The organism is Streptomyces sp. JNUCC 64 (genome assembly GCF_054484115.1).
The window spans coordinates 7,244,434-7,266,276 of sequence record NZ_CM137015.1; the positions used below are offsets into that span (position 1 = coordinate 7,244,434).

General features: G+C 69.1%; 13 protein-coding genes and 3 rRNA genes. 13 read left to right on the top strand and 3 right to left on the bottom strand.

Annotated features, from left to right (window positions below; genetic code table 11):
• Positions 1-157: 157 nt before the first annotated feature.
• Positions 158-691 carry an NUDIX domain-containing protein gene (locus ACVWNX_RS29840; protein WP_454411292.1) on the top strand — a complete coding sequence of 178 codons (534 nt, stop codon included), beginning with the start codon at positions 158-160 and terminating at the stop codon, positions 689-691.
• A 21-nt stretch (positions 692-712) separates the two neighbouring features.
• Here ACVWNX_RS29840 and ACVWNX_RS29845 read toward each other — a convergent pair whose 3' ends face one another.
• Positions 713-3,052: a glycoside hydrolase family 31 protein gene (locus tag ACVWNX_RS29845; RefSeq protein ID WP_454411293.1), complete on the bottom strand. Its 2,340-nt coding sequence runs from the start codon at positions 3,050-3,052 to the stop codon at positions 713-715.
• 257 nt (positions 3,053-3,309) lie between these two features.
• Here ACVWNX_RS29845 and ACVWNX_RS29850 point away from each other — a divergent pair, with 257 nt between their 5' ends.
• A complete protein-coding gene (locus ACVWNX_RS29850; RefSeq protein ID WP_454411294.1) occupies positions 3,310-5,286 on the top strand; it encodes an acetoacetate--CoA ligase in 1,977 nt (658 codons plus the stop codon).
• Between the two features lie 110 nt (positions 5,287-5,396).
• Complete coding sequence (locus ACVWNX_RS29855; protein WP_454411295.1) at positions 5,397-6,299, top strand: hypothetical protein; 903 nt, start codon at positions 5,397-5,399, stop codon at positions 6,297-6,299.
• A gap of 83 nt (positions 6,300-6,382) precedes the next feature.
• On the opposite strand, the gene ptsP is transcribed toward ACVWNX_RS29855, so the two are convergent.
• Together ptsP and ACVWNX_RS29865 are read right to left on the bottom strand one after the other, a co-directional pair.
• Positions 6,383-8,053 (bottom strand): phosphoenolpyruvate--protein phosphotransferase, encoded by a 1,671-nt coding sequence (gene ptsP, locus ACVWNX_RS29860; RefSeq protein ID WP_454411296.1) that lies wholly within the window; start codon positions 8,051-8,053, stop codon positions 6,383-6,385.
• An 87-nt stretch (positions 8,054-8,140) separates the two neighbouring features.
• Positions 8,141-8,590 (bottom strand): PTS sugar transporter subunit IIA, encoded by a 450-nt coding sequence (locus ACVWNX_RS29865; protein ID WP_454411297.1) that lies wholly within the window; start codon positions 8,588-8,590, stop codon positions 8,141-8,143.
• A 568-nt stretch (positions 8,591-9,158) separates the two neighbouring features.
• Between ACVWNX_RS29865 and ACVWNX_RS29870 the strand changes: the two genes are divergently transcribed.
• From ACVWNX_RS29870 to ftsR, 10 genes are all read left to right on the top strand, one after another.
• Positions 9,159-10,686: ribosomal RNA gene (locus ACVWNX_RS29870) — 16S ribosomal RNA — on the top strand.
• A 327-nt stretch (positions 10,687-11,013) separates the two neighbouring features.
• A 23S ribosomal RNA gene (locus ACVWNX_RS29875) occupies positions 11,014-14,138 on the top strand.
• Positions 14,139-14,232: 94 nt separating this feature from the next.
• Positions 14,233-14,349, top strand: a 5S ribosomal RNA gene (gene rrf, locus ACVWNX_RS29880).
• The 16S, 23S and 5S rRNA genes sit together here, the layout of an rRNA operon.
• Positions 14,350-14,544: 195 nt before the next feature.
• A complete protein-coding gene (locus tag ACVWNX_RS29885; protein ID WP_454411298.1) occupies positions 14,545-15,153 on the top strand; it encodes a CDP-alcohol phosphatidyltransferase family protein in 609 nt (202 codons plus the stop codon).
• A gap of 111 nt (positions 15,154-15,264) precedes the next feature.
• Positions 15,265-17,760, top strand: coding sequence for a sugar phosphate nucleotidyltransferase (locus ACVWNX_RS29890; protein WP_454411299.1), 2,496 nt, complete (start codon positions 15,265-15,267; stop codon positions 17,758-17,760).
• 205 nt (positions 17,761-17,965) lie between these two features.
• Positions 17,966-18,796 (top strand): DUF881 domain-containing protein, encoded by an 831-nt coding sequence (locus ACVWNX_RS29895; protein WP_454411300.1) that lies wholly within the window; start codon positions 17,966-17,968, stop codon positions 18,794-18,796.
• Complete coding sequence (locus ACVWNX_RS29900) at positions 18,793-19,125, top strand: small basic family protein (protein ID WP_073795017.1); 333 nt, start codon at positions 18,793-18,795, stop codon at positions 19,123-19,125. Before ACVWNX_RS29895 ends, ACVWNX_RS29900 begins: the two co-directional genes overlap by 4 nt.
• Positions 19,126-19,130: 5 nt before the next feature.
• Positions 19,131-20,036 carry a DUF881 domain-containing protein gene (locus ACVWNX_RS29905; RefSeq protein WP_454411301.1) on the top strand — a complete coding sequence of 302 codons (906 nt, stop codon included), beginning with the start codon at positions 19,131-19,133 and terminating at the stop codon, positions 20,034-20,036.
• A 147-nt stretch (positions 20,037-20,183) separates the two neighbouring features.
• Complete coding sequence (locus tag ACVWNX_RS29910) at positions 20,184-21,059, top strand: FHA domain-containing protein (protein ID WP_454414992.1); 876 nt, start codon at positions 20,184-20,186, stop codon at positions 21,057-21,059.
• Positions 21,060-21,073: 14 nt separating this feature from the next.
• On the top strand, positions 21,074-21,829 hold the full coding sequence (gene ftsR / locus ACVWNX_RS29915; RefSeq protein WP_454411302.1) for a transcriptional regulator FtsR: 756 nt from the start codon (positions 21,074-21,076) through the stop codon (positions 21,827-21,829).
• Positions 21,830-21,843: the final 14 nt, after the last annotated feature.

A 21,843-nucleotide genomic window follows, 5' to 3' on the forward strand; every position in this document is an offset into this window, starting at 1 on the left:
CGGCGGGCGCCGGACGATCCGCCGCCCGCCGGGAGAACCACGGAGGCCCGAACCGCGTCCGGACCTATCGACGGGGGTGGCCGGGACCGACGGGGGTGGTTCCGGCCACCCCCTCTCCCGTGATCGCCGGGACCCCCCGATCGGATACAGTCCGCGCGTGTCCGAATCACCGCGTCACCCCGCCAACCCCGTACGGGATTCCCACTGTTCGAGCTGCGGCGCCCCCTACGCCGACCTCTCCGGCTGGCCCCGCACCTGTGCCGCCTGCGGCACCACCTCCTACGACAACCCCCTCCCCGTCGCCATCGCCCTCCAGCCGGTCTACGACGCGTCGGGCACCGCCCTGGTCGTCATCACCCGCACGGTGGAACCCGCGCTCGGCGGGATAGCCCTGCCCGGCGGCTTCGTGGACCACCACGAGGACTGGCGCCACGCCGTCGTCCGGGAACTCAAGGAGGAGACCGGCATCGACGCCGCCGCCCGCGACGTCCGCCTCACCGACGCCCTCAGCTCCCTCGACGGCTATTTGCTCCTGTTCGGCGCCCTCCCCGAACGCCCGGTCGCCGAACTCCCGCCCTCCGCCGCCACCGACGAGTCCGAGGGCTGGCACCTGCTGCGCCGCCCCGCCGAACTCGCCTTCCCGCTGCACACCCTGGCCGTCCGGGCCTGGTTCGAGGGCCGCTACAGCTGAACCGGGAGCCCGCCCCCGGGCTCACACCTCCCGCGTCCGCACCGGATACCCCACCGGTCCGCCGCCCACCCGCTCCACGACCACCCGGCCACCCCACCAGCGGGTCGTGAACCGCTCCACCCCGGCCGCCGCCCACCCGTCCCCGGCGTCCGCGACCACCAGCCCGCCTCCCGTCCGTCCGCGCACGGGAGGCCAGACCTCCAGCTCCACCCCGCCCCCCTCGCCCCGCACCGGCAGCACCGCGCCCGCCCGCGCCAGCACCGGGATCCGCGACAACGGCGCCGCCAGCCGCGCCACCCCCGGCCCGCTGAACACCGCGCCCGTCGCCACGTCGTACCAGTCGCCCGGGGGCAGCCGCACCTCCCGCCCCCCGACCCCCGGCTCCAGCACCGGCGCCACCAGCAGCGCATCCCCCAGCAGGAACGCGTCCTGGCAGTCCCGCAGCGCCCTGTCCTCCGGAGCCCCCCACCACAGCGGACGCGCGTACGGCGCGCCCGTCAGCGCCGCCAGCCGCGCCAGCGTCACGAAGTACGGCCGCAGCCGCCGCCGTTCGCACAGCGCCGCCCGGGCGTGCTCCAGCACCGCGTCCCCGAACGCCCACGGCTCCCGCCGCCCCGCCCGAGGCGCCGCCTGGACGCGGAACAGCGGCAGCCGGGCGCCCAACTGGAACCAGCGCAGATACAGCTCCGCCGACGGACCGCCGGTGAGACCCCCCACGTCCGCCCCCGAGTACGGCACCCCGCACAACCCCAGCCCCAGCACCAGCGCCAACGACGCCCGCAACCCCGGCCACCCCGTCGCCGCGTCCCCCGACCAGACGCCCCCGTACCGCTGCGTCCCCGCCCACCCCGACCGGGAGAGCAGGAACGGCCGCTCGTCCGGCCGCAGCCGCAGCAACCCCTCGTGGGCCGCCCGCGCCATCCCCAGCGCGTACACGTTGTGCGCCTCGCGGTGGTCACCGCCCCGGCCCTCCAGGGAGTGCCGCGCCGACCGGGGCAGCGTCCGCTCCCCGAACGCCGCGAACGACACCGGCGCGTCCATGTCGTGCCAGAACCCCGCGAACCCCCGGCCCAGCCGCTCCCCGTACAGCCCGCCCCACCAGGACCGCGCCCCCGCGTCCGTGAAGTCCGGATACACCGATCCGCCCGCCCACAGCGTCCCGACCACCTCCCGACCGCCCCCGTCCCGCACGAACGCGCCCGCCGCCCGCCCGGACGCCAGCACCGGGCTGCCCGGCGCCACCCGCACCGCCGGATCGACGACCGACACCAGCCGCACCCCCTCCTCGGCCAGCTCCTCCGCCAGCTCCGGCAGCCCGGCGAAGCGCCGCCCGTCCACCGTGAAGCCCCGGTGCCCGTCCAGATGGCCGACGTCCAGGTGCACGGCGTCCAGCGGCAGCCCCCGCTCCCGGTACCCGGCGACGACCCGCCGCACCCCGTCCGTCCCCCCGGACCCCCACCCGGCGTGGTGGTGCCCCAGCGCCCAGGAGGGCGGCACCGCCGGAGCGCCCGTCAGCGACACCCAGGTGCGCAGCACCCGCGCCGGGGACCCCACCACCACCCAGCACCGCGACGGCCCCCCGTCCGCCCGCGACTCCACCGTCCCCGGCCGGTCGTGCCCCGACCCCGCCCCCTCCTCGCCCCGCTGGAGCGTCACCGAGCCGTCCCACGTGGTGTCGTGGAACACCAGGTGCGTCCCCGCGTCCGCGACCACCAGCTCCAGCGGCATCGTCACCGACGGCGGACCGTCCCCGGGCCCGGACGACCCCCGCGGCCCCGCGTTCCACAACCGGTACGTCCCGTCCGGCAGCGACGGCCCCGCCGCCCACCCGCCGAGCCCGAAGAACCGCGCGTCCGCCGCCACCTCCGACCGCTGCGTCCAGCGCGCCGCCCCGCCCCCCACCGGCTCCCACCAGCGCGGCGGCAGGAACCGGCGCAGCACCACCCCGCCCGGGGTGAGCACCCCGATACCCCCGTGCCGCGACACGGTCACCGTGACCCGCTCCGACACCACCCGCCAGCCGCCGTCCTTGTCGGGCTCCAGCATCGCCCTGGCGTCGGCCTCCGGCACCGGCCCGGACAACGCGTACGACGGCTCGGGCCCCGCCCCGTCCCACCCCCAGAACACCGCCCCCGTCACCGTGACGAGGACCCGCAGCTCGGACCGGGCGAACCGGATCGTCCCCCCGCCCGGACCCGAGACGACGTCCGTCACCGGCCCCGGCACCCGGGCCCGCTCCACCCCGCGCGGCGCCAGCCCCACCGCGTCCGTCCGCCGTCGGCGCAGCGCCGCGCGCAGGGCGCGCAGCCCCCGCGACGGTCCCACCGCGCCGACCCGCCACACCAGGCCACGACCATCCATGACCGGCACCCTGCCACCGGAACCGCCCACGACGCGCCGGGTTCAGCCGCCGTTCACCCGCGGATCCGTCCGCCCCACCGGCGCGTCCCGCCCTGGTGTCCGAGTCGATCACATGGCATCGTCCCCCTGGGCCCGGTCGCCGTACCGCCCCCGCCCGGCGGACGGCGGCGCGACGACCGGACCCGACCGTCCCCGCGCGCACCACACCCGCGCGCGGGCGACCCCCAGGCCCAGCACACAGCAGGGGAGCCCCCGCCATGTCCGCAGCGCCCGCCCCGCCCCTCTGGCAGCCCGACCGGCAGACCGTCGAGAACGCGCGGATCACCCGCTTCCAGCGCTGGGCCGCCACCCACCACGGCGCCCCCGCCGACGGCGGCTACCCGGCCCTGCACCGCTGGTCGGTCGAGGAACTCGACACCTTCTGGCGGGCCGTCACCGAATGGTTCGACGTGCGCTTCGCGACGCCCCCCGAGCGCGTCCTCGGCGACCGGACCATGCCCGGCGCCCAGTGGTTCCCCGGCGCCACCCTCAACTACGCCGAGCACGCCCTGCGCGCCGCCGGCGAACGCCCCGGCGAAGCCGCCCTCCTCCACCTCGACGAGACCCACGCCCCCGCCACGGTCACCTGGGCGGAGCTCCGCCGCCAGGTGGGCTCCCTCACCGCCGCGCTGCGCGACCTCGGCGTCCGCCCCGGCGACCGGATCGGCGGCTACCTCCCCAACGTCCCGCAGGCGGTCGTCGCCCTCCTCGCCACCGCCGCCGTCGGCGCGGTGTGGACCTCCTGCGCCCCCGACTTCGGGGCCCGCAGCGTCCTCGACCGCTTCCAGCAGGTCGAACCCGTCGTCCTGTTCGCCGTCGACGGCTACCGCTACGGCGGCCGGGAACACGACCGCACCGCCGCCGTCGCCGAACTCCGCGACCACCTCCCCACCCTGCGCGCCGTCGTCCACGTCCCCCTGCTCGGTACCCCCGCCCCCGAAGGCGCCCTGGAGTGGTCGGCCCTCACCTCCGGCGACACCGCCCCGAGCTTCACCCAGGTGCCCTTCGACCACCCCCTGTGGGTGCTGTACTCCTCCGGCACCACCGGACTGCCCAAGGCCATCGTCCAGTCCCAGGGCGGCATCCTCCTGGAACACCTCAAACAACTGGGCCTGCACTGCGACCTCGGCCCCGGCGACCGGTTCTTCTGGTACACCTCCACCGGCTGGATGATGTGGAACTTCCTCGTCTCCGGCCTCCTCACCGGCACCACGGTCGTCCTCTACGACGGCAGCCCCGGCCACCCCGACACCGGCGCCCAGTGGCGGATCGCCGAACGCACCGGCGCCACCTTCCTCGGCACCTCCGCCGCCTATGTGATGGCCTGCCGCAAGGCCGGGGTCCACCCCGCCGCCGACCACGACCTCAGCAGGGTCCGCTGCGTCGCCACCACCGGCTCGCCGCTGCCCCCCGACGGCTTCCGCTGGCTGCGCGACGAGTTCGCCGGCCGCGAGGGCGGACTGTGGACCGCCTCCGTCAGCGGAGGCACCGACGTCTGCTCCTGCTTCGCGGGCGCGGTCCCCACCCTCCCCGTCCACACCGGCGAGCTCCAGGCCCCCGGCCTCGGCACCGACCTCCAGGCGTGGGACCCCCGGGGCGAACCCCTCGTGGACGAGGTCGGCGAGCTCGTCGTCACCCAGCCCATGCCGTCCATGCCGGTCCGCTTCTGGAACGACCCCGACGGCCACCGCTACCACGACAGCTACTTCGACACCTACCCCGGCGTCTGGCGGCACGGCGACTGGATCACCCTCACCTCCCGGGGCTCCGTCGTCATCCACGGCCGCTCCGACTCCACCCTCAACCGCCAGGGCGTCCGCATGGGCTCCGCCGACATCTACGAGGTCGTCGAACGCCTGCCCGAGATCCGGGAATCCCTCGTCATCGGCGTGGAACTGCCCGACGGCGGCTACTGGATGCCCCTCTTCGTCCACCTCGCCCCCGGCGCCGCCCTCGACGACGCGCTGCGCGCCCGGATCGCCCGCGCCCTGCGCGAGGACCTCTCACCCCGGCACGTACCCGACGAGATCATCGAGGTCCCCGCCGTCCCCCACACCCTCACCGGCAAACGCCTGGAGGTCCCCGTCAAGCGCCTGCTCCAGGGCACCCCCCTCGACCGCGCCGTCAACCCCGGCTCCGTCGACCGGATCGACCTCCTCCACTTCTACGCCGACCTGTCCCACCGCCGCGCCTGACCCCGCCCGGGCGCGGCACCCCGCGCCCGGCCCGGACCGCCCGGGGCACCGTTGTCAGTGGCTCCGGTTACGGTGAGTGAGCACTGATCGACCGTGTGACAGGGGGAGCCATGCCATCCATCCACCACCACCCGAGCCGCACCGAGCCGTTCCACCACGAGATCGCGGGCACCCTCGGCCTCCTCGCCGACGAAGCCGACTTCACGGCCATGCGCCGCTACCGCAGCTTCCCCTTCGACGACCACCCCGCCTACCTACGCCACACCGAGGCCGTCCTCCGCGACCGCACCGACCACGGACAGCACACCAGCCTCGCCCTCTTCGACCCCGAGCGGTACGCCGACTACTGCGCCCGCACCGGAATCGACCCCGACACCCGCGCCTCCCGCACCCGCTTCACCGCCGAGCTGGCCGCCACCGGCCCCACCGTCCCCTACGACGGCCGCCCCCTCGGCGAGCTGCTCCCCGACCTCCTCGACGAGACCGCCCGCCAGACCACCTGGGAGTACGCCACCCACCTCCTGGCCCGCGCGGGGGAGTGCGCCGTCTGCGGCGAGGACCTCGGCCGCGCCGCCTTCGCCCGCGCCTCCGACCTCCTGCTGCGCGTCCTGCGCGCCGCCCGCCCCGGCGCCCACCACCTGGTCGCCAGCGTCACCACCCCCGACGAGACCCTCCTCGGGGTCCTCCGGGCCCGCAGCGACACCGACGGCCTCACCGACGCCGACGAGACCGCCGCCGTCGAACTCGCCACCGTCCTCGCCGCGGGCATCACCACCCACAGCCCCGGCGGCCTCGTCCTGCGCACCATCACCCCCGGCCACGACGACCGCGTCCAGGGCTGGCGACTCAGCGGCGACGGCCTCCTCCCCCTCACCGCCGCCGAGGTCTTCGACGCCTACTGCACCGACGCCGCCTCCGGCGAACCGGTACCCCCCGAGCCCGGCGTCGACTACTGCGCGCCCCCGGACATCGAGGGCATCGCCCCGGGCACGGACGACCACCCCCACCACTGACCACCACAGAGCGGGGCAGCCCGCCGGACGCCCCCGCGCGCCCGGCGGGCTACCCCACCCCGACCACTCCCCATCCGCCTCCCCTACTCCCCGGAGAGCACCACCCGCGCGGCCTTCCGCGCGTCCTCGGCGCTCTCCGCCGCCCGCGCCGCGGCTGCCGCCCGCTCGCACTGCGCCAGGGTGTACTTCGCCAGTGCCGTCCGGACGTAGGCGATCGACGCCGCGCCCATCGACAAGGAGGTCACCCCCAGCCCCGCCAGCACGCACGCCAACAGCGGATCGGCCGCCGCCTCCCCGCACACCCCGCAGCTCTTCCCCTCGGCCTTCGCCGCCTCCGCGGACAGCGCCACCAGGTCGAGCAGCGCGGGCTGCCAGGGGTCCTGCAACCGCGAGACCGCGCCCACCTGCCGGTCCGCCGCGAAGGCGTACTGCGCCAGGTCATTGGTCCCCAGCGACAGGAACTCCACCTCCTGGAGGATCGAGCGCGCCCGCAGCGCCGCCGAGGGGATCTCCACCATGGCCCCGAACTTCGCCCGCAGCCCCGCCTCCCGGCAGGCGTCCGCGAACGCCTTGGCATCCGCGCGGTCCGCCACCATCGGCGCCATGACCTCCAGGTACACCGGAAGCCCCTCGGCCGCCTTCGCCAACGCCGTCAGCTGGGTCCGCAGCACCTCCGGATGGTCCAGCAACGCCCGCAGCCCCCGCACCCCCAGCGCCGGGTTCGGCTCGTCGGCGGGAGTCAGGAAGTCCAGCGGCTTGTCCGCCCCCGCGTCCAGCACCCGGACGACGACCCGCCCCTCCGGGAACGCCTCCAGAACCCGCCGGTACGCCTCCACCTGCTTCTCCTCCGACGGCGCCCGCGCGCTGTCGTCCAGGAACAGGAACTCCGTACGGAACAGCCCCACGCCCTCGGCCCCGGCCTCCACCGCCGCCGCGACGTCCCCCGGCCCGCCCACATTGGCCAGCAACGGCACCTTGTGCCCGTCGGAGGTGGCCCCCGGCCCCCGCGAGGCGGCCAACGCGGCCTTCCGCTCCTCCGCGGCCGCCGCCAGCGCCGCCCGCTTCTCCGCGGTCGGATCCACGAAGACCTCACCCGTACTGCCGTCCACGGCGACCACCGTGCCCTCGGCCAGTTCCCCGGCACCGGGCAGCGCCACCACGGCGGGCACCCCCAGCGCCCGCGCCAGGATCGCGCTGTGACTGGTCGGCCCGCCCTCCTCGGTGACGAACCCCAGCACCAGCGAGGGGTCCAGCAGCGCGGTGTCGGCGGGCGCCAGGTCCCGCGCGATCAGGACGTACGGCTCGTCGCTGTCCGGCACGCCGGGCATCGGCACGCCCAACAGCCGGGCGACGATCCGGTTGCGCACGTCGTCGAGGTCGGCGACCCGTCCCGCGAGGTACTCACCGGCCCCGGCCAGCAGCGCCCGGTACGAGGCGAACGCGTCGTACACCGCCCGTTCCGCCGTGCTCCCCACCGCGACCCGGCGCTCCACGTCCGCGATCAGCTCCGGGTCCTGGGCCATCAGGGCCTGGGCCTCCAGCACCGCCTGCGCCTCGCCCCCGGCGAGGTGGCCCCGCGCGTTCAGGTCGGCCGCCACGGCCTCGGTCGCCTGACGGGCCCGCGCCTGCTCGCGCTCCGCCTCCTCGGGGGGAATCTGCTTCGCGGGCGGTTCGAGCACCGCCGTCCCCATGTGCCGTACCTCGCCGATCGCCACTCCGTGGCTCACACCGACGCCTCGCAGCGTTGTGTCCATCTCACCGTCTCCGATAGCGCGGCGGACGCGGCCGCCACGATGGTCTCCTCCGAGCGCCGTCGACGGGCGCTCCCTGCCGGGGCGTGACTACCGCCAGTCGAAGAGCGTGTCGCCGATCTTGACCTCACCGCTCTCCACGACGGACGACAGGGCGTCCGCCGTGGCCTCCAGCGCCACCACGGGACACACCGGGGACTTGCCCGCCGCCTCCACCTGGGCGGGGTCCCACCGCACGACCGCCTGCCCGCGCTGCACGTTGTCGCCCTTGTTCACCAACAGCTCGAAGCCCTGGCCGTTGAGCTGAACGGTGTCGATGCCGAGGTGGGTGAGCACTCCGTGCCCCTCGTCGTCGACCACCACGAAGGCGTGCGGGTGCAGCGAGACGATCACCCCGCTCACCGGGGACACGGCCTCCGCGGGCACCCGCTCGGGATCGACCGCCGTTCCCGGCCCCACCATGGCCCCGGAGAAGACGGGATCGGGCACGGCGTCCAGTCCGATGGCACGGCCGGACACGGGCGATGTCACGCTGGTCATGGGCAAGCCTCCCAGGCTCGGAGTCCGAGGACGCCGCCCCCGTCCGTCCGGAGACAGCGCACTGTTCAGCAGCGTAAGTCATGGAAAGTCCGGTTTCCGTGCGAGCGCAGCCGGTTGGCGGAGCCGCCCCCACCCCTCGATTTGCCCCTCCTGTCAAGACCGCTGTACAGTCGTAGACCTGCCCGCCGAACGGAGCGCAAGTTCCGGAGTCGGGCAGTATCTCTGAAGGTCTCCATTAACTTTCCAGTACCTGGAATCCGCATGCCTGCGGGAGCCGGTCAGGAAGAGGGAAAAGACCTGATAGAGTCTGGAACACCGAAGGGAAGCGCCCGGAGGAAAGCTTCAGCCGAGAGGCTGGGGTGAGTACAAAGGAAGCGTCCGTTCCTTGAGAACTCAACAGCGTGCCAAAAGTCAACGCCAGATATGTTGATACCCCGTCACCTAGACCACTCGGTCTGGTGATGAGGTTCCTTTGAAGAAATACACAGCGAGGACGCTGTGAACAGTCGGGGATATTCCTCCCCGGTTTGTTCCGCTCTCGTGGTGTTCACCCGATTACGGGTACACATTCACGGAGAGTTTGATCCTGGCTCAGGACGAACGCTGGCGGCGTGCTTAACACATGCAAGTCGAACGATGAACCGGTTTCGGCCGGGGATTAGTGGCGAACGGGTGAGTAACACGTGGGTAATCTGCCCTGCACTCTGGGACAAGCCCTGGAAACGGGGTCTAATACCGGATATGACCTGCCCCTGCATGGGGGCGGGTGGAAAGCTCCGGCGGTGCAGGATGAACCCGCGGCCTATCAGCTAGTTGGTGAGGTAACGGCTCACCAAGGCGACGACGGGTAGCCGGCCTGAGAGGGCGACCGGCCACACTGGGACTGAGACACGGCCCAGACTCCTACGGGAGGCAGCAGTGGGGAATATTGCACAATGGGCGAAAGCCTGATGCAGCGACGCCGCGTGAGGGATGACGGCCTTCGGGTTGTAAACCTCTTTCAGCAGGGAAGAAGCGAAAGTGACGGTACCTGCAGAAGAAGCGCCGGCTAACTACGTGCCAGCAGCCGCGGTAATACGTAGGGCGCGAGCGTTGTCCGGAATTATTGGGCGTAAAGAGCTCGTAGGCGGCTTGTCGCGTCGGTTGTGAAAGCCCGGGGCTTAACCCCGGGTCTGCAGTCGATACGGGCAGGCTAGAGTTCGGTAGGGGAGATCGGAATTCCTGGTGTAGCGGTGAAATGCGCAGATATCAGGAGGAACACCGGTGGCGAAGGCGGATCTCTGGGCCGATACTGACGCTGAGGAGCGAAAGCGTGGGGAGCGAACAGGATTAGATACCCTGGTAGTCCACGCCGTAAACGGTGGGCACTAGGTGTGGGCAACATTCCACGTTGTCCGTGCCGCAGCTAACGCATTAAGTGCCCCGCCTGGGGAGTACGGCCGCAAGGCTAAAACTCAAAGGAATTGACGGGGGCCCGCACAAGCGGCGGAGCATGTGGCTTAATTCGACGCAACGCGAAGAACCTTACCAAGGCTTGACATACACCGGAAAGCATCAGAGATGGTGCCCCCCTTGTGGTCGGTGTACAGGTGGTGCATGGCTGTCGTCAGCTCGTGTCGTGAGATGTTGGGTTAAGTCCCGCAACGAGCGCAACCCTTGTCCCGTGTTGCCAGCAACGGTTTCGGCCGGTTGGGGACTCACGGGAGACCGCCGGGGTCAACTCGGAGGAAGGTGGGGACGACGTCAAGTCATCATGCCCCTTATGTCTTGGGCTGCACACGTGCTACAATGGCCGGTACAATGAGCTGCGATACCGTGAGGTGGAGCGAATCTCAAAAAGCCGGTCTCAGTTCGGATTGGGGTCTGCAACTCGACCCCATGAAGTCGGAGTCGCTAGTAATCGCAGATCAGCATTGCTGCGGTGAATACGTTCCCGGGCCTTGTACACACCGCCCGTCACGTCACGAAAGTCGGTAACACCCGAAGCCGGTGGCCCAACCCCTTGTGGGAGGGAGCTGTCGAAGGTGGGACTGGCGATTGGGACGAAGTCGTAACAAGGTAGCCGTACCGGAAGGTGCGGCTGGATCACCTCCTTTCTAAGGAGCACTTCTTACCGTGGTCGTCTTCGGATGATCCCGGTCAGAGGCCAGTACACCGGCGAATGTCCGGTGCTGGTTGCTCATGGGTGGAACGTTGACTATTCGGCCTGTTATTCGGGCCGGAGGCCGCTAGTACTGCTCTTCGGAGTGTGGAACGCGTGATCTTCGGACGGGTACGGGCCGGGCATGCTGTTGGGTGTCTGAGGGCACGGCCGTTAAGGTTGGGTCTTCGGTTGCCGACCCCGGTGAAGCACCATCGTCTGATGGTGTGTGACGGGTGGTTGGTCGTTGTTTGAGAACTGCACAGTGGACGCGAGCATCTGTGGCCAAGTTTTTAAGGGCGCACGGTGGATGCCTTGGCACCAGGAACCGATGAAGGACGTGGGAGGCCACGATAGTCCCCGGGGAGTCGTCAACCAGGCTTTGATCCGGGGGTTTCCGAATGGGGAAACCCGGCAGTCGTCATGGGCTGTCACCCTTGCCTGAACACATAGGGCATGTGGAGGGAACGCGGGGAAGTGAAACATCTCAGTACCCGCAGGAAGAGAAAACAACCGTGATTCCGGGAGTAGTGGCGAGCGAAACCGGATGAGGCTAAACCTTGTATGTGTGAGACCCGGCAGGGGTTGCATGCAGGGGGTTGTGGGATCTCTCTTTCACAGTCTGCCGGCTGTGAGGCGAGTCAGAAACCGTTGATGTAGGCGAAGGACATGCGAAAGGTCCGGCGTAGAGGGTAAGACCCCCGTAGCTGAAACATTGACGGCTTGCTTGAGAGACACCCAAGTAGCACGGGGCCCGAGAAATCCCGTGTGAATCTGGCGGGACCACCCGCTAAGCCTAAATATTCCCTGGTGACCGATAGCGGATAGTACCGTGAGGGAATGGTGAAAAGTACCCCGGGAGGGGAGTGAAATAGTACCTGAAACCGTGTGCCTACAAGCCGTGGGAGCGTCGGACATCAGCTTGCTGGTGTCTCGTGACTGCGTGCCTTTTGAAGAATGAGCCTGCGAGTTTGCGGTGTGTTGCGAGGTTAACCCGTGTGGGGAAGCCGTAGCGAAAGCGAGTCCGAATAGGGCGTTTGAGTAGCATGCCCAAGACCCGAAGCGGAGTGATCTAGCCATGGGCAGGTTGAAGCGGCTGTAAGAGGTCGTGGAGGACCGAACCCACCAGGGTTGAAAACCTGGGGGATGACCTGTGGTTAGGGGTGAAAGGCCAATCAAACTCCGTGATAGCTGGTTCTCCCCGAAATGCATTTAGGTGCAGCGTCGTGTGTTTCTTGCCGGAGGTAGAGCACTGGATAGGCGATGGGCCCTACCGGGTTACTGACCTTAGCCAAACTCCGAATGCCGGTAAGTGAGAGCGCGGCAGTGAGACTGTGGGGGATAAGCTCCATGGTCGAGAGGGAAACAGCCCAGAGCATCGACTAAGGCCCCTAAGCGTACGCTAAGTGGGAAAGGATGTGGAGTCGCAGAGACAACCAGGAGGTTGGCTTAGAAGCAGCCACCCTTGAAAGAGTGCGTAATAGCTCACTGGTCTAGTGATTCCGCGCCGACAATGTAGCGGGGCTCAAGCGTACCGCCGAAGTCGTGTCAATCCAGCATATAGCCCCAACGGGCGCTGGGTTGGGTAGGGGAGCGTCGTGTGCCGGGTGAAGCCGCGCCGGAAGGCAGTGGTGGACGGTTCACGAGTGAGAATGCAGGCATGAGTAGCGATACACACGTGGGAAACGTGTGCGCCGATTGACTAAGGGTTCCTGGGTCAAGCTGATCTGCCCAGGGTAAGTCGGGACCTAAGGCGAGGCCGACAGGCGTAGTCGATGGATAACCGGTTGATATTCCGGTACCCGCTGTAGAGCGTCAAACATTGAATCCTCTGATGCTAAGCCCGTGAAGCCGCCTGCCTCCAGTTTTGCTGTGGGTGGGAGTGGTGGAGCCGGTGACCCGAGGTGGTAGTAGGTGAGTGATGGGGTGACGCAGGAAGGTAGTCCAGCCCGGGCGGTGGTTGTCCCGGGGTAAGGGTGTAGGCCGAGTGGTAGGTAAATCCGCCGCTCACATAGGCTGAGACCTGATGCCGAGCCGATTGTGGTGAAGTGGATGATCCTATGCTGTCGAGAAAAGCCTCTAGCGAGTTTTATGGCGGCCCGTACCCTAAACCGACTCAGGTGGTCAGGTAGAGAATACCGAGGCGTTCGGGTGAACTATGGTTAAGGAACTCGGCAAAATGCCCCCGTAACTTCGGGAGAAGGGGGGCCATTTCTGGTGATGGGCTTCGCGCCTTGAGCTGGGGGTGGCCGCAGAGACCAGCGAGAAGCGACTGTTTACTAAAAACACAGGTCCGTGCGAAGCCGTAAGGCGATGTATACGGACTGACGCCTGCCCGGTGCTGGAACGTTAAGGGGACCGGTTAGCTGCATTTCGGTGTGGCGAAGCTGAGAACTTAAGCGCCAGTAAACGGCGGTGGTAACTATAACCATCCTAAGGTAGCGAAATTCCTTGTCGGGTAAGTTCCGACCTGCACGAATGGCGTAACGACTTCTCGACTGTCTCAACCATAGGCCCGGTGAAATTGCACTACGAGTAAAGATGCTCGTTTCGCGCAGCAGGACGGAAAGACCCCGGGACCTTTACTACAGTTTGATATTGGTGTTCGGTTCGGCTTGTGTAGGATAGGTGGGAGACTTTGAAGCGGCCACGCCAGTGGTTGTGGAGTCGTTGTTGAAATACCACTCTGGTCGTGCTGGATGTCTAACCTGGGTCCGTGATCCGGATCAGGGACAGTGTCTGATGGGTAGTTTAACTGGGGCGGTTGCCTCCTAAAGAGTAACGGAGGCGCCCAAAGGTTCCCTCAGCCTGGTTGGTAATCAGGTGTTGAGTGTAAGTGCACAAGGGAGCTTGACTGTGAGACCGACGGGTCGAGCAGGGACGAAAGTCGGGACTAGTGATCCGGCGGTGGCTTGTGGAAGCGCCGTCGCTCAACGGATAAAAGGTACCCCGGGGATAACAGGCTGATCTTCCCCAAGAGTCCATATCGACGGGATGGTTTGGCACCTCGATGTCGGCTCGTCGCATCCTGGGGCTGGAGTCGGTCCCAAGGGTTGGGCTGTTCGCCCATTAAAGCGGTACGCGAGCTGGGTTTAGAACGTCGTGAGACAGTTCGGTCCCTATCCGCTGCGCGCGTAGGAGTCTTGAGAAGGGCTGTCCCTAGTACGAGAGGACCGGGACGGACGAACCTCTGGTGTGCCAGTTGTCCTGCCAAGGGCATGGCTGGTTGGCTACGTTCGGGAGGGATAACCGCTGAAAGCATCTAAGCGGGAAGCCTGCTTCGAGATGAGGGCTCCCACCCACTTGATGGGGTAAGGCTCCCAGTAGACGACTGGGTTGATAGGCCAGATATGGAAGCCGGGTGACCGGTGGAGTTGACTGGTACTAATAGGCCGAGGGCTTGTCCTCAGTTGCTCGCGTCCACTGTGTTGGTTCTGAAACCACGAACAACCAGCACTCTTCCCTGGTAGGGGAGTGTGTGTTGGTGTGTGTTTCGTAGTGTTTCGGTGGTTATAGCGTTAGGGAAACGCCCGGTTACATTCCGAACCCGGAAGCTAAGCCTTTCAGCGCCGATGGTACTGCAGGGGGGACCCTGTGGGAGAGTAGGACGCCGCCGAACTAAAATTGCATGAAGCCGTGTGTCCCGGAGAGAATTTCTTCTCTCCGGGACACACGGCTTTTTCGCGTTTCCGGGGCGGGGTCGGGGGCGATTTCGAGTTGGTGATCGTGTCTCCGGACCCCTCTGCGTGGGAACTTCCCAGCTGACGGTAGGGTCGGGTCGTTGTCGTCGGTTTCGTTCACAGGAGGCTTTCGGGTGGAGGTCCAGGAGACGCGCGTCCAGACGGACCGGGTCCTCACCATCCCCAACATCCTCAGCATGGCCCGTCTCGCGGGTGTGCCGCTCTTCCTGTGGCTGATCCTCCGGCCCGAGTTCGGAGGCCCCGAGAGCGACGGATGGGCCCTGCTGGTCCTGGCGCTCAGCGGAATCAGCGACTACCTGGACGGAAAGCTCGCCCGCCGCTGGAACCAGGTGAGCAGCCTCGGTCGGTTGCTCGACCCCGCGGCCGACCGGCTCTACATTCTCTCCACCCTCGTCGGACTGACCTGGCGGGAGATCCTGCCGCTCTGGCTCACCGCCGTCCTCCTCGCGCGGGAACTCGTCCTGCTGGTGATGGTGGGCATCCTCCGGCGGCACGGATATCCGCCGCCCCAGGTGAACTTCCTCGGCAAGGCCGCCACCTTCAACCTCATGTACGCGTTCCCGCTCCTTCTGCTCAGTGACGGAAGTGGCTGGATCGCGTCACTCGCCGCCATTTTCGGATGGGCGTTCGCAGGATGGGGTACAACGCTGTACTGGTGGGCAGGAGTCCTCTACGTGGTGCAGGTCCGCCGACTCGTACGGGCGGACGCCACGGCCGGCTGAGCCCGCCGATGACGCCTGGGCGATGCCTGATGGCCCGCTTCGGATCCGTGCGGGACAATTGAGGGCGCGCAGTCGGCTAGACCGTCGTCTCTCAAGGAGGACGCTTCCGACATGAAGGCCGTCGTGATGGCCGGTGGCGAAGGCACACGCCTTCGCCCGATGACCTCAAGCATGCCCAAGCCGCTCCTGCCGGTCGCCAACCGGCCGATCATGGAGCATGTGCTGAGGCTGCTGAAAAGGCATGGGCTCACCGAGACAGTCGTCACTGTCCAGTTCCTGGCCTCCCTCGTCAAGAACTACTTCGGCGATGGTGAAGAACTCGGCATGGACTTGTCCTACGCCAACGAGGAGAAGCCGCTCGGTACCGCGGGCAGTGTGAAGAACGCGGAAGAAGCGCTGAAGGACGACGCGTTCCTGGTCATCTCCGGTGACGCGCTCACCGACTTCGACCTGACCGAACTGATCGCCTTCCACAAGGAGAAGGGCGCCCTCGTCACGGTCTGTCTGACCCGGGTGCCCAATCCCCTGGAGTTCGGCATCACCATCGTCGACGAGGAGGGCCGGGTCGAGCGGTTCCTGGAGAAACCGACCTGGGGCCAGGTGTTCTCGGACACCGTGAACACCGGCATCTACGTGATGGAGCCGGAGGTCTTCGACTACGTCCAGGCGGACACGTCCGTCGACTGGTCGGGTGACGTCTTCCCGCAGCTGATGAAGGAGGGCAAGCCGGTCTACGGCTATGTCGCCGAGGGCTACTGGGAGGACGTCGGGACCCACGAGAGCTATGTGAAGGCCCAGGCGGACGTCCTGGAGGGCAAGGTGGACGTCGATCTCGACGGGTTCGAGATCTCGCCCGGGGTGTGGGTGGCCGAAGGCGCCGACGTCCACCCCGACGCCGTTCTGCGCGGACCGCTGTACATCGGGGACTACGCGAAGGTCGAGGCCGACGCCGAGATCCGCGAGCACACGGTGGTCGGGTCGAACGTCGTCGTGAAGAGTGGTGCCTTTCTGCACAAGGCCGTCCTCCACGACAACGTCTACATCGGTGAGCACAGCAATCTGCGGGGCTGCGTCGTCGGCAAGAACACCGACATCATGCGGGCCGCCCGGATCGAGGACGGGGCCGTCATCGGCGACGAGTGTCTCGTCGGCGAGGAATCCATCGTCCAGGGCAACGTACGGGTCTACCCCTTCAAGACGATCGAGGCGGGCGCGTTCGTCAACACCTCGGTCATCTGGGAGTCCCGGGGGCAGGCGCACCTCTTCGGGGCGCGGGGCGTGAGCGGCATCCTCAACGTCGAGATCACCCCGGAGCTGGCGGTGCGGCTGGCGGGCGCGTACGCCACGACGCTGAAGAAGGGCGCGACGGTCACCACCGCGCGGGACCACTCCCGGGGCGCCCGGGCGCTGAAACGCGCGGTGATCTCCGCGCTGCAGGCGAGCGCCATCGACGTGCGCGACCTGGAGAACGTCCCCCTGCCGGTGGCCCGGCAGCAGACCGCGCGGGGCAGCGCCGGGGGCATCATGATCCGTACCTCGCCCGGAGTGCCCGACTCGGTGGACATCATGTTCTTCGACGGCCGGGGCGCCGATCTGTCCCAGGCGAGCCAGCGCAAGCTCGACCGGGTGTACGCGAGGCAGGAATACCGTCGCGCCTTCCCCGGGGAGATCGGTGACCTGCGCTTCCCGGCGAGCGTCTTCGACTCCTACACCGGCTCCCTGCTGCGGAACGTCGACACGACGGGGATCGCCGACTCCGGGCTCAAGGTCGTGGTGGACGCCTCCAACGGCAGTGCCGGACTGGTCCTGCCGAGCCTGCTGGGCAAGCTGGGCGTCGACTCGCTGACCGTCAACCCCGGGCTGGACGAGGCGCGGCCCACCGAGACGGCGGAGACCCGGCGGGCCGGACTGGTGCGGCTGGGGGAGATCGTGGCCTCCGCCCGGGCCGCGTTCGGCGTGCGGTTCGACCCGGTGGGCGAACGGCTGTCGCTGGTCGACGAGAAGGGCCGGATCGTCGAGGACGACCGGGCGCTGCTGGTCATGCTGGACCTGGTGGCGGCGGAGCGCCGCAGCGGACGGGTCGCGTTGCCGGTGACGACGACCCGGATCGCCGAACAGGTCGCGGCGTACCACGGCACCCAGGTGGACTGGACCACGACCTCCCCCGACGACCTGACGCGGGTCGGCCGTGAGGAGTCCACGATCTTCGGTGGTGACGGGCGCGGCGGTTTCATCGTTCCGGAGTTCAGCGGGGTCTTCGACGGGACGGCGGCGTTCGTCCGGCTCATCGGGCTGGTCGCCAGGACCCAGCTCACCCTGAGTCAGATCGACGCGCGGATCCCCCGGGCCCATGTGCTGAAGCGCGACGTGGCGACTCCGTGGGCCGTCAAGGGCCTGGTCATGCGACGGGTGGTGGAACAGGCCGGGGACCGGTCCGTGGACACCACCGACGGGGTGCGGGTCGTGGAGGCGGACGGCCGCTGGGCGCTCGTCCTGCCCGACCGGGCCGAGGCGGTCACCCATCTGTGGGCCGAGGGCCCCGACGACGCGTCCGCGCAGGCGCTGTTGGACGAGTGGTCGACGGTGGTCGAGAGCGCCGGCGACTGACCCGGGGATCACCCGGGCGGACCGCGGCCCAGGGGCGGCGGGTACGTCTTTCGAGTGCCGGGCGGCGCCCCCGACGGGCGTCGCCCGGCAGCCCGTCAGGGCCATTCGGAGGAATGGGTGCCGACGTGCGACGATGTGCGGCATGCCGCAGCCGCCCCCTGCCCGGAGTACTGCCGCGCCTCCGCGACGTCGTCCGGACGCGTCCATGTCCCTGCTGACGAACGTCATGGACCACAGCCTCGACGACGGCTACGCGGAGGCCGCCGCGCGCAAGCGAGCCCAGGGGGAGTCCGGCGGACTGCCCAAGACGCTGCGGGCCCGGCTCGGGCTCGCGGCCGGACTGGTCCTCGCGGCGCTGGTGGTCACGGTGGGGGCGGCGCAGGCGCGGGTGGCGGCTCCGGAGATCGCCAAGGAGCGCGAGGAGCTGATCGACCGGGTCGAGGCCGAGACGGCCGCCGCGGACGAGCTGGAGAAGAACGTCGACGCCCTGCGGGACGAAGTGCACGACCGCCGGAGCGAGGCGCTCCGGCACACGGACCCGCCCGACGACCTCATCGGGGTCCTCGCGGGCTCCTCCGCCGTGCACGGCCCCGGCGTCAAGCTGGTGGTGGACGACGCCAAGGAGGCCGCCGCGGACGGTGACGGTCCACGCGGCACCTCGGGGTTCTCCGACACCGGCCGGGTCAAGGACCGCGATCTCCAGCGGGTCGTCAACGGCCTGTGGTACTCGGGTGCCGAGGCCGTCTCGGTCAACGGGCAGCGGCTCACCGCGCTCTCCGCGATCCGCGCCGCGGGCGACGCCGTCCTGGTGGACAACAAGCCCCTGGTCCCGCCCTACACCGTGCTCGCCGTCGGGGACGGGCAGCGGTTGAGCACCCGGTTCCAGAACAGCCCCGACGGCCTGTACCTGAACGCCCTCCAGGAGAACTTCGGGATCAGGACCGGCATTTCCACGCACAAGGAACTGCGGCTGCCCGCGGCGCCGAGTGTGATCGTCCGCACCGCACAGCCGAGAACAGAGAAGGGCACATCGTGATCGCCGTACTGGGCCTCGTCCTGGGAGTCGTGGCCGGACTGCTGGTCCGGCCCGAAGTCCCCGCGGTGGTCGAGCCGTATCTTCCGATCGCCGTGGTCGCGGCGCTCGACGCCGTCTTCGGAGGGCTCCGGGCGATGCTCGACGGCATCTTCGACGACAAGGTGTTCGTGGTCTCGTTCCTGTCGAACGTCGTGGTCGCGGCCCTGATCGTCTTCCTCGGGGACGAGTTGGGCGTGGGCGCCCAGCTGTCGACCGGAGTGGTCGTGGTGCTCGGCATCCGCATCTTCTCCAACGCCGCCGCGATCCGCCGACACGTCTTCCGGGCGTGAGGCCGATGAACTCCCGAGACCCCGAGGACCGGCGAGGCCCCCAAGACGAGGGCGTCCCGCCCCGGCCTCCGGCCCCGCCCGAGGACCCGGCCCCCGGGCTGCGCAGGGAACTGCCCGCCGAGGTGCCGGCGGAGCCCGTCGACGACGAGGGCGGCGCCCCGTACGGCCGACGGCCCGCGCAGCCGGGCCTGACGGGCCGCCAGCGCCTCGTCAAGGGGCTGTGGCCGCCGCGCCTCAGCCGCGCGCAGCTGATCGTCGCACTGTTGCTCGCGGGGCTCGGTTTCGGCCTCGCCGTGCAGGTCGCGTCCACCAGTGACAGTAGTGTGCTGCGTGGCGCCAGACAGGAGGATCTCGTACGCATCCTCGATGAACTGGATGACCGCACGCAACGTCTAGAAGATGAGAAGAGGCGTCTCGACGACCAGCGGACCGAACTGGAGAACAGTTCGGACCAGGCCGAGGAGGCGCGCAAGCAGACCGTCGAGAGGGAGAAGCAACTGGGCGTGCTGGCGGGCACCGTCGGTGCCCAGGGCCCGGGGATCACCATGGTCGTCACCGATCCGCGCGGGACGGTCGAGTCCCGCATGCTGCTGGACGCCGTCCAGGAGCTGCGCGCGGCCGGGGCCGAGGCGATCCAGCTCAACGGCGTGCGGGTGGTGGCCGGTACGTACCTCACGGGCGGCGAAGGGGAAGGGGTGAGCGTGGACGGGGCCGAGATCAGTCCGCCGTACCGGTTCAAGGTGATCGGACGGCCGCAGGACCTGGAGCCCGCGCTCAACATCCCGGGTGGCGTGGTGCAGACTCTGGAGAAGGAGCAGGCCAGCGTGACCGTGAAGCGCTCGGAGAAGATCGTTGTTGACGCCTTGCGACCGGCGAAGCGGCCTGACTACGCTCGGTCGTCCTCCCGGTGAACAGGGGAGCGCGACGGCCGTTCGGCGAGGGCGCGCGATCGCGGGGGGTCGACGCACCGGAAGAGCGGTGCGTGGTGGAAACTGTCCGGTGGGTACGGACGTTGTGAAGATGTCCGGGTCGGCAGGTGTGTGTAATCAGGGTTCGTCCTGCCCCACGGGCGGGTCTGTTTCGGTCAAGGGGAATCGCCCGTGAAGTTGTTTGCGAAGTTGTTCGGCAAGAGCGCACGTCAGGACCGTGGCAACGCCACGGCCAGGCACCGTGCCCCGCGCCCCGGCGACGCCGGTGAGCCGTCCGGTGAGCGTCCGCTCTTCCGTGATCAGGTCGGAGCTCCGGGGGGTGACGTTCCGGGTGGACAGGGCGCGTCCTCTGTTGACCCCGCCTCGTCCGGCCGCATAGGTTTCGGGGAACCGTCAACCTCAGGTACGGGTGGAGGGTTCGCCCCCGGTCCGTACGCGTCCACTGCCCCCGGCGGGCAGCCGCAGGAGGGTCCGTCCATGCCTTTGGTGTGCACCAGGTGCGGCAACCGGAACGCCGAGGCGAGCCGTTTCTGCTCCCACTGCGGAGCGCCCCTGCGCGGTGGCGCCGAGCGTCCGTCGGAGACGACGTCGACCATCTCGATCTCGGGGCTGGAGGCGTACGACTCCGAGGTGACGGGGCAGACCCAGCTGCCGTCGCTGTCCCCCGAGGCCCAGGCCGCGGTGGACGCGCTGCCGTTCGGTTCGGCGCTCCTGGTGGTGCGCCGCGGCCCGAACTCCGGCAGCCGGTTCCTCCTGGACGGCGATCTGACGACCGCCGGACGTCATCCGCAGAGCGACATCTTCCTGGACGACGTGACCGTGTCCCGTCGCCACGTCGAGTTCCGGCGCGGTCAGGACGGCGCCTTCACGGTCGCCGACGTGGGCAGCCTGAACGGTACGTACGTCAACCGCGAGCCGGTGGACGACGTCCGGCTCTCCCACGGTGACGAGGTGCAGATCGGCAAGTACCGGCTGGTCTTCTACGCGAGCCAGCGGGGCGTCTGACCCTGGGAAGGTCCATGGTGCACTCATCGAGCGGCGGTGCCCGGAACGGCGCCGCCGCCGACGGCCGGCTCGTGAGCATCGGGACGGTACTGAACACGCTTCGGGACGAGTTTCCCGAGGTCACCATCTCCAAGATCCGCTTCCTGGAGGCGGAGGGGCTGATCGAGCCGCGACGCACCCCCTCCGGTTACCGCAAGTTCAGCTCCCAGGACGTGGAGCGACTGGGCCATGTGCTGCGGATGCAGCGGGACCACTACCTTCCGCTCCGGGTGATCCGTGAGCAGCTGGACGCTCTGGAGCGGGGGGAGCCGGTGCGGCTGCCCCCGGTGGGGCGGCCCGGGGACCCGCTGGACGACCGTCTGCCGGGTCCTGAGGGGCCGGTGGGGGCCGAGGGCCCCACGGCGGCCCGGATCGGCCGGGACGAGCTGATGGCGGCCGTCGGCGTCGACGCGGAGGTCCTCGCGGAGTGGGAGTCCTACGGACTGCTCGCCCCGCTGCCCGAGGGCGGCTACGACGCCTCGGCGGTCACCGTCGCGGGGCTCGTCGTCGAACTCGGCCGGTTCGGCATCGAGCCGCGCCATCTGCGGGCGATGAAGGCGTCCGCGGAACGGGAGGCCGGGCTCGTCGACCAGATCGTGGCCCCGCTGCGGCTGCACCGCAACCCGCAGACCAGGGCACATGCCGAGGCCCGTACCCGGGAGCTGGCCGGGCTCACCGTCCGGCTCCACTCGGCCCTCCTCCAGGCCGCCCTCGGCGTGCGGCCGACCTGACGGGAACCGGTCTC

Excerpts from the sequence above, each read along its gene's own strand:
- ACVWNX_RS29845 (WP_454411293.1), bottom strand. The coding sequence starts at position 3,052 with ATGGATGGTCGTGGCCTGGTGTGGCGGGTCGGCGCGGTGGGACCGTCG.
- ACVWNX_RS29895 (WP_454411300.1), top strand. The coding sequence starts at position 17,966 with ATGTCCCTGCTGACGAACGTCATGGACCACAGCCTCGACGACGGCTAC.
- ACVWNX_RS29850 (WP_454411294.1), top strand. The coding sequence starts at position 3,310 with ATGTCCGCAGCGCCCGCCCCGCCCCTCTGGCAGCCCGACCGGCAGACC.
- ACVWNX_RS29865 (WP_454411297.1), bottom strand. The coding sequence starts at position 8,590 with ATGACCAGCGTGACATCGCCCGTGTCCGGCCGTGCCATCGGACTGGAC.
- ACVWNX_RS29855 (WP_454411295.1), top strand. The coding sequence starts at position 5,397 with ATGCCATCCATCCACCACCACCCGAGCCGCACCGAGCCGTTCCACCAC.
- ACVWNX_RS29905 (WP_454411301.1), top strand. The coding sequence starts at position 19,131 with ATGAACTCCCGAGACCCCGAGGACCGGCGAGGCCCCCAAGACGAGGGC.
- ACVWNX_RS29890 (WP_454411299.1), top strand. The coding sequence starts at position 15,265 with ATGAAGGCCGTCGTGATGGCCGGTGGCGAAGGCACACGCCTTCGCCCG.
- ftsR (WP_454411302.1), top strand. The coding sequence starts at position 21,074 with ATGGTGCACTCATCGAGCGGCGGTGCCCGGAACGGCGCCGCCGCCGAC.
- ptsP (WP_454411296.1), bottom strand. The coding sequence starts at position 8,053 with ATGGACACAACGCTGCGAGGCGTCGGTGTGAGCCACGGAGTGGCGATC.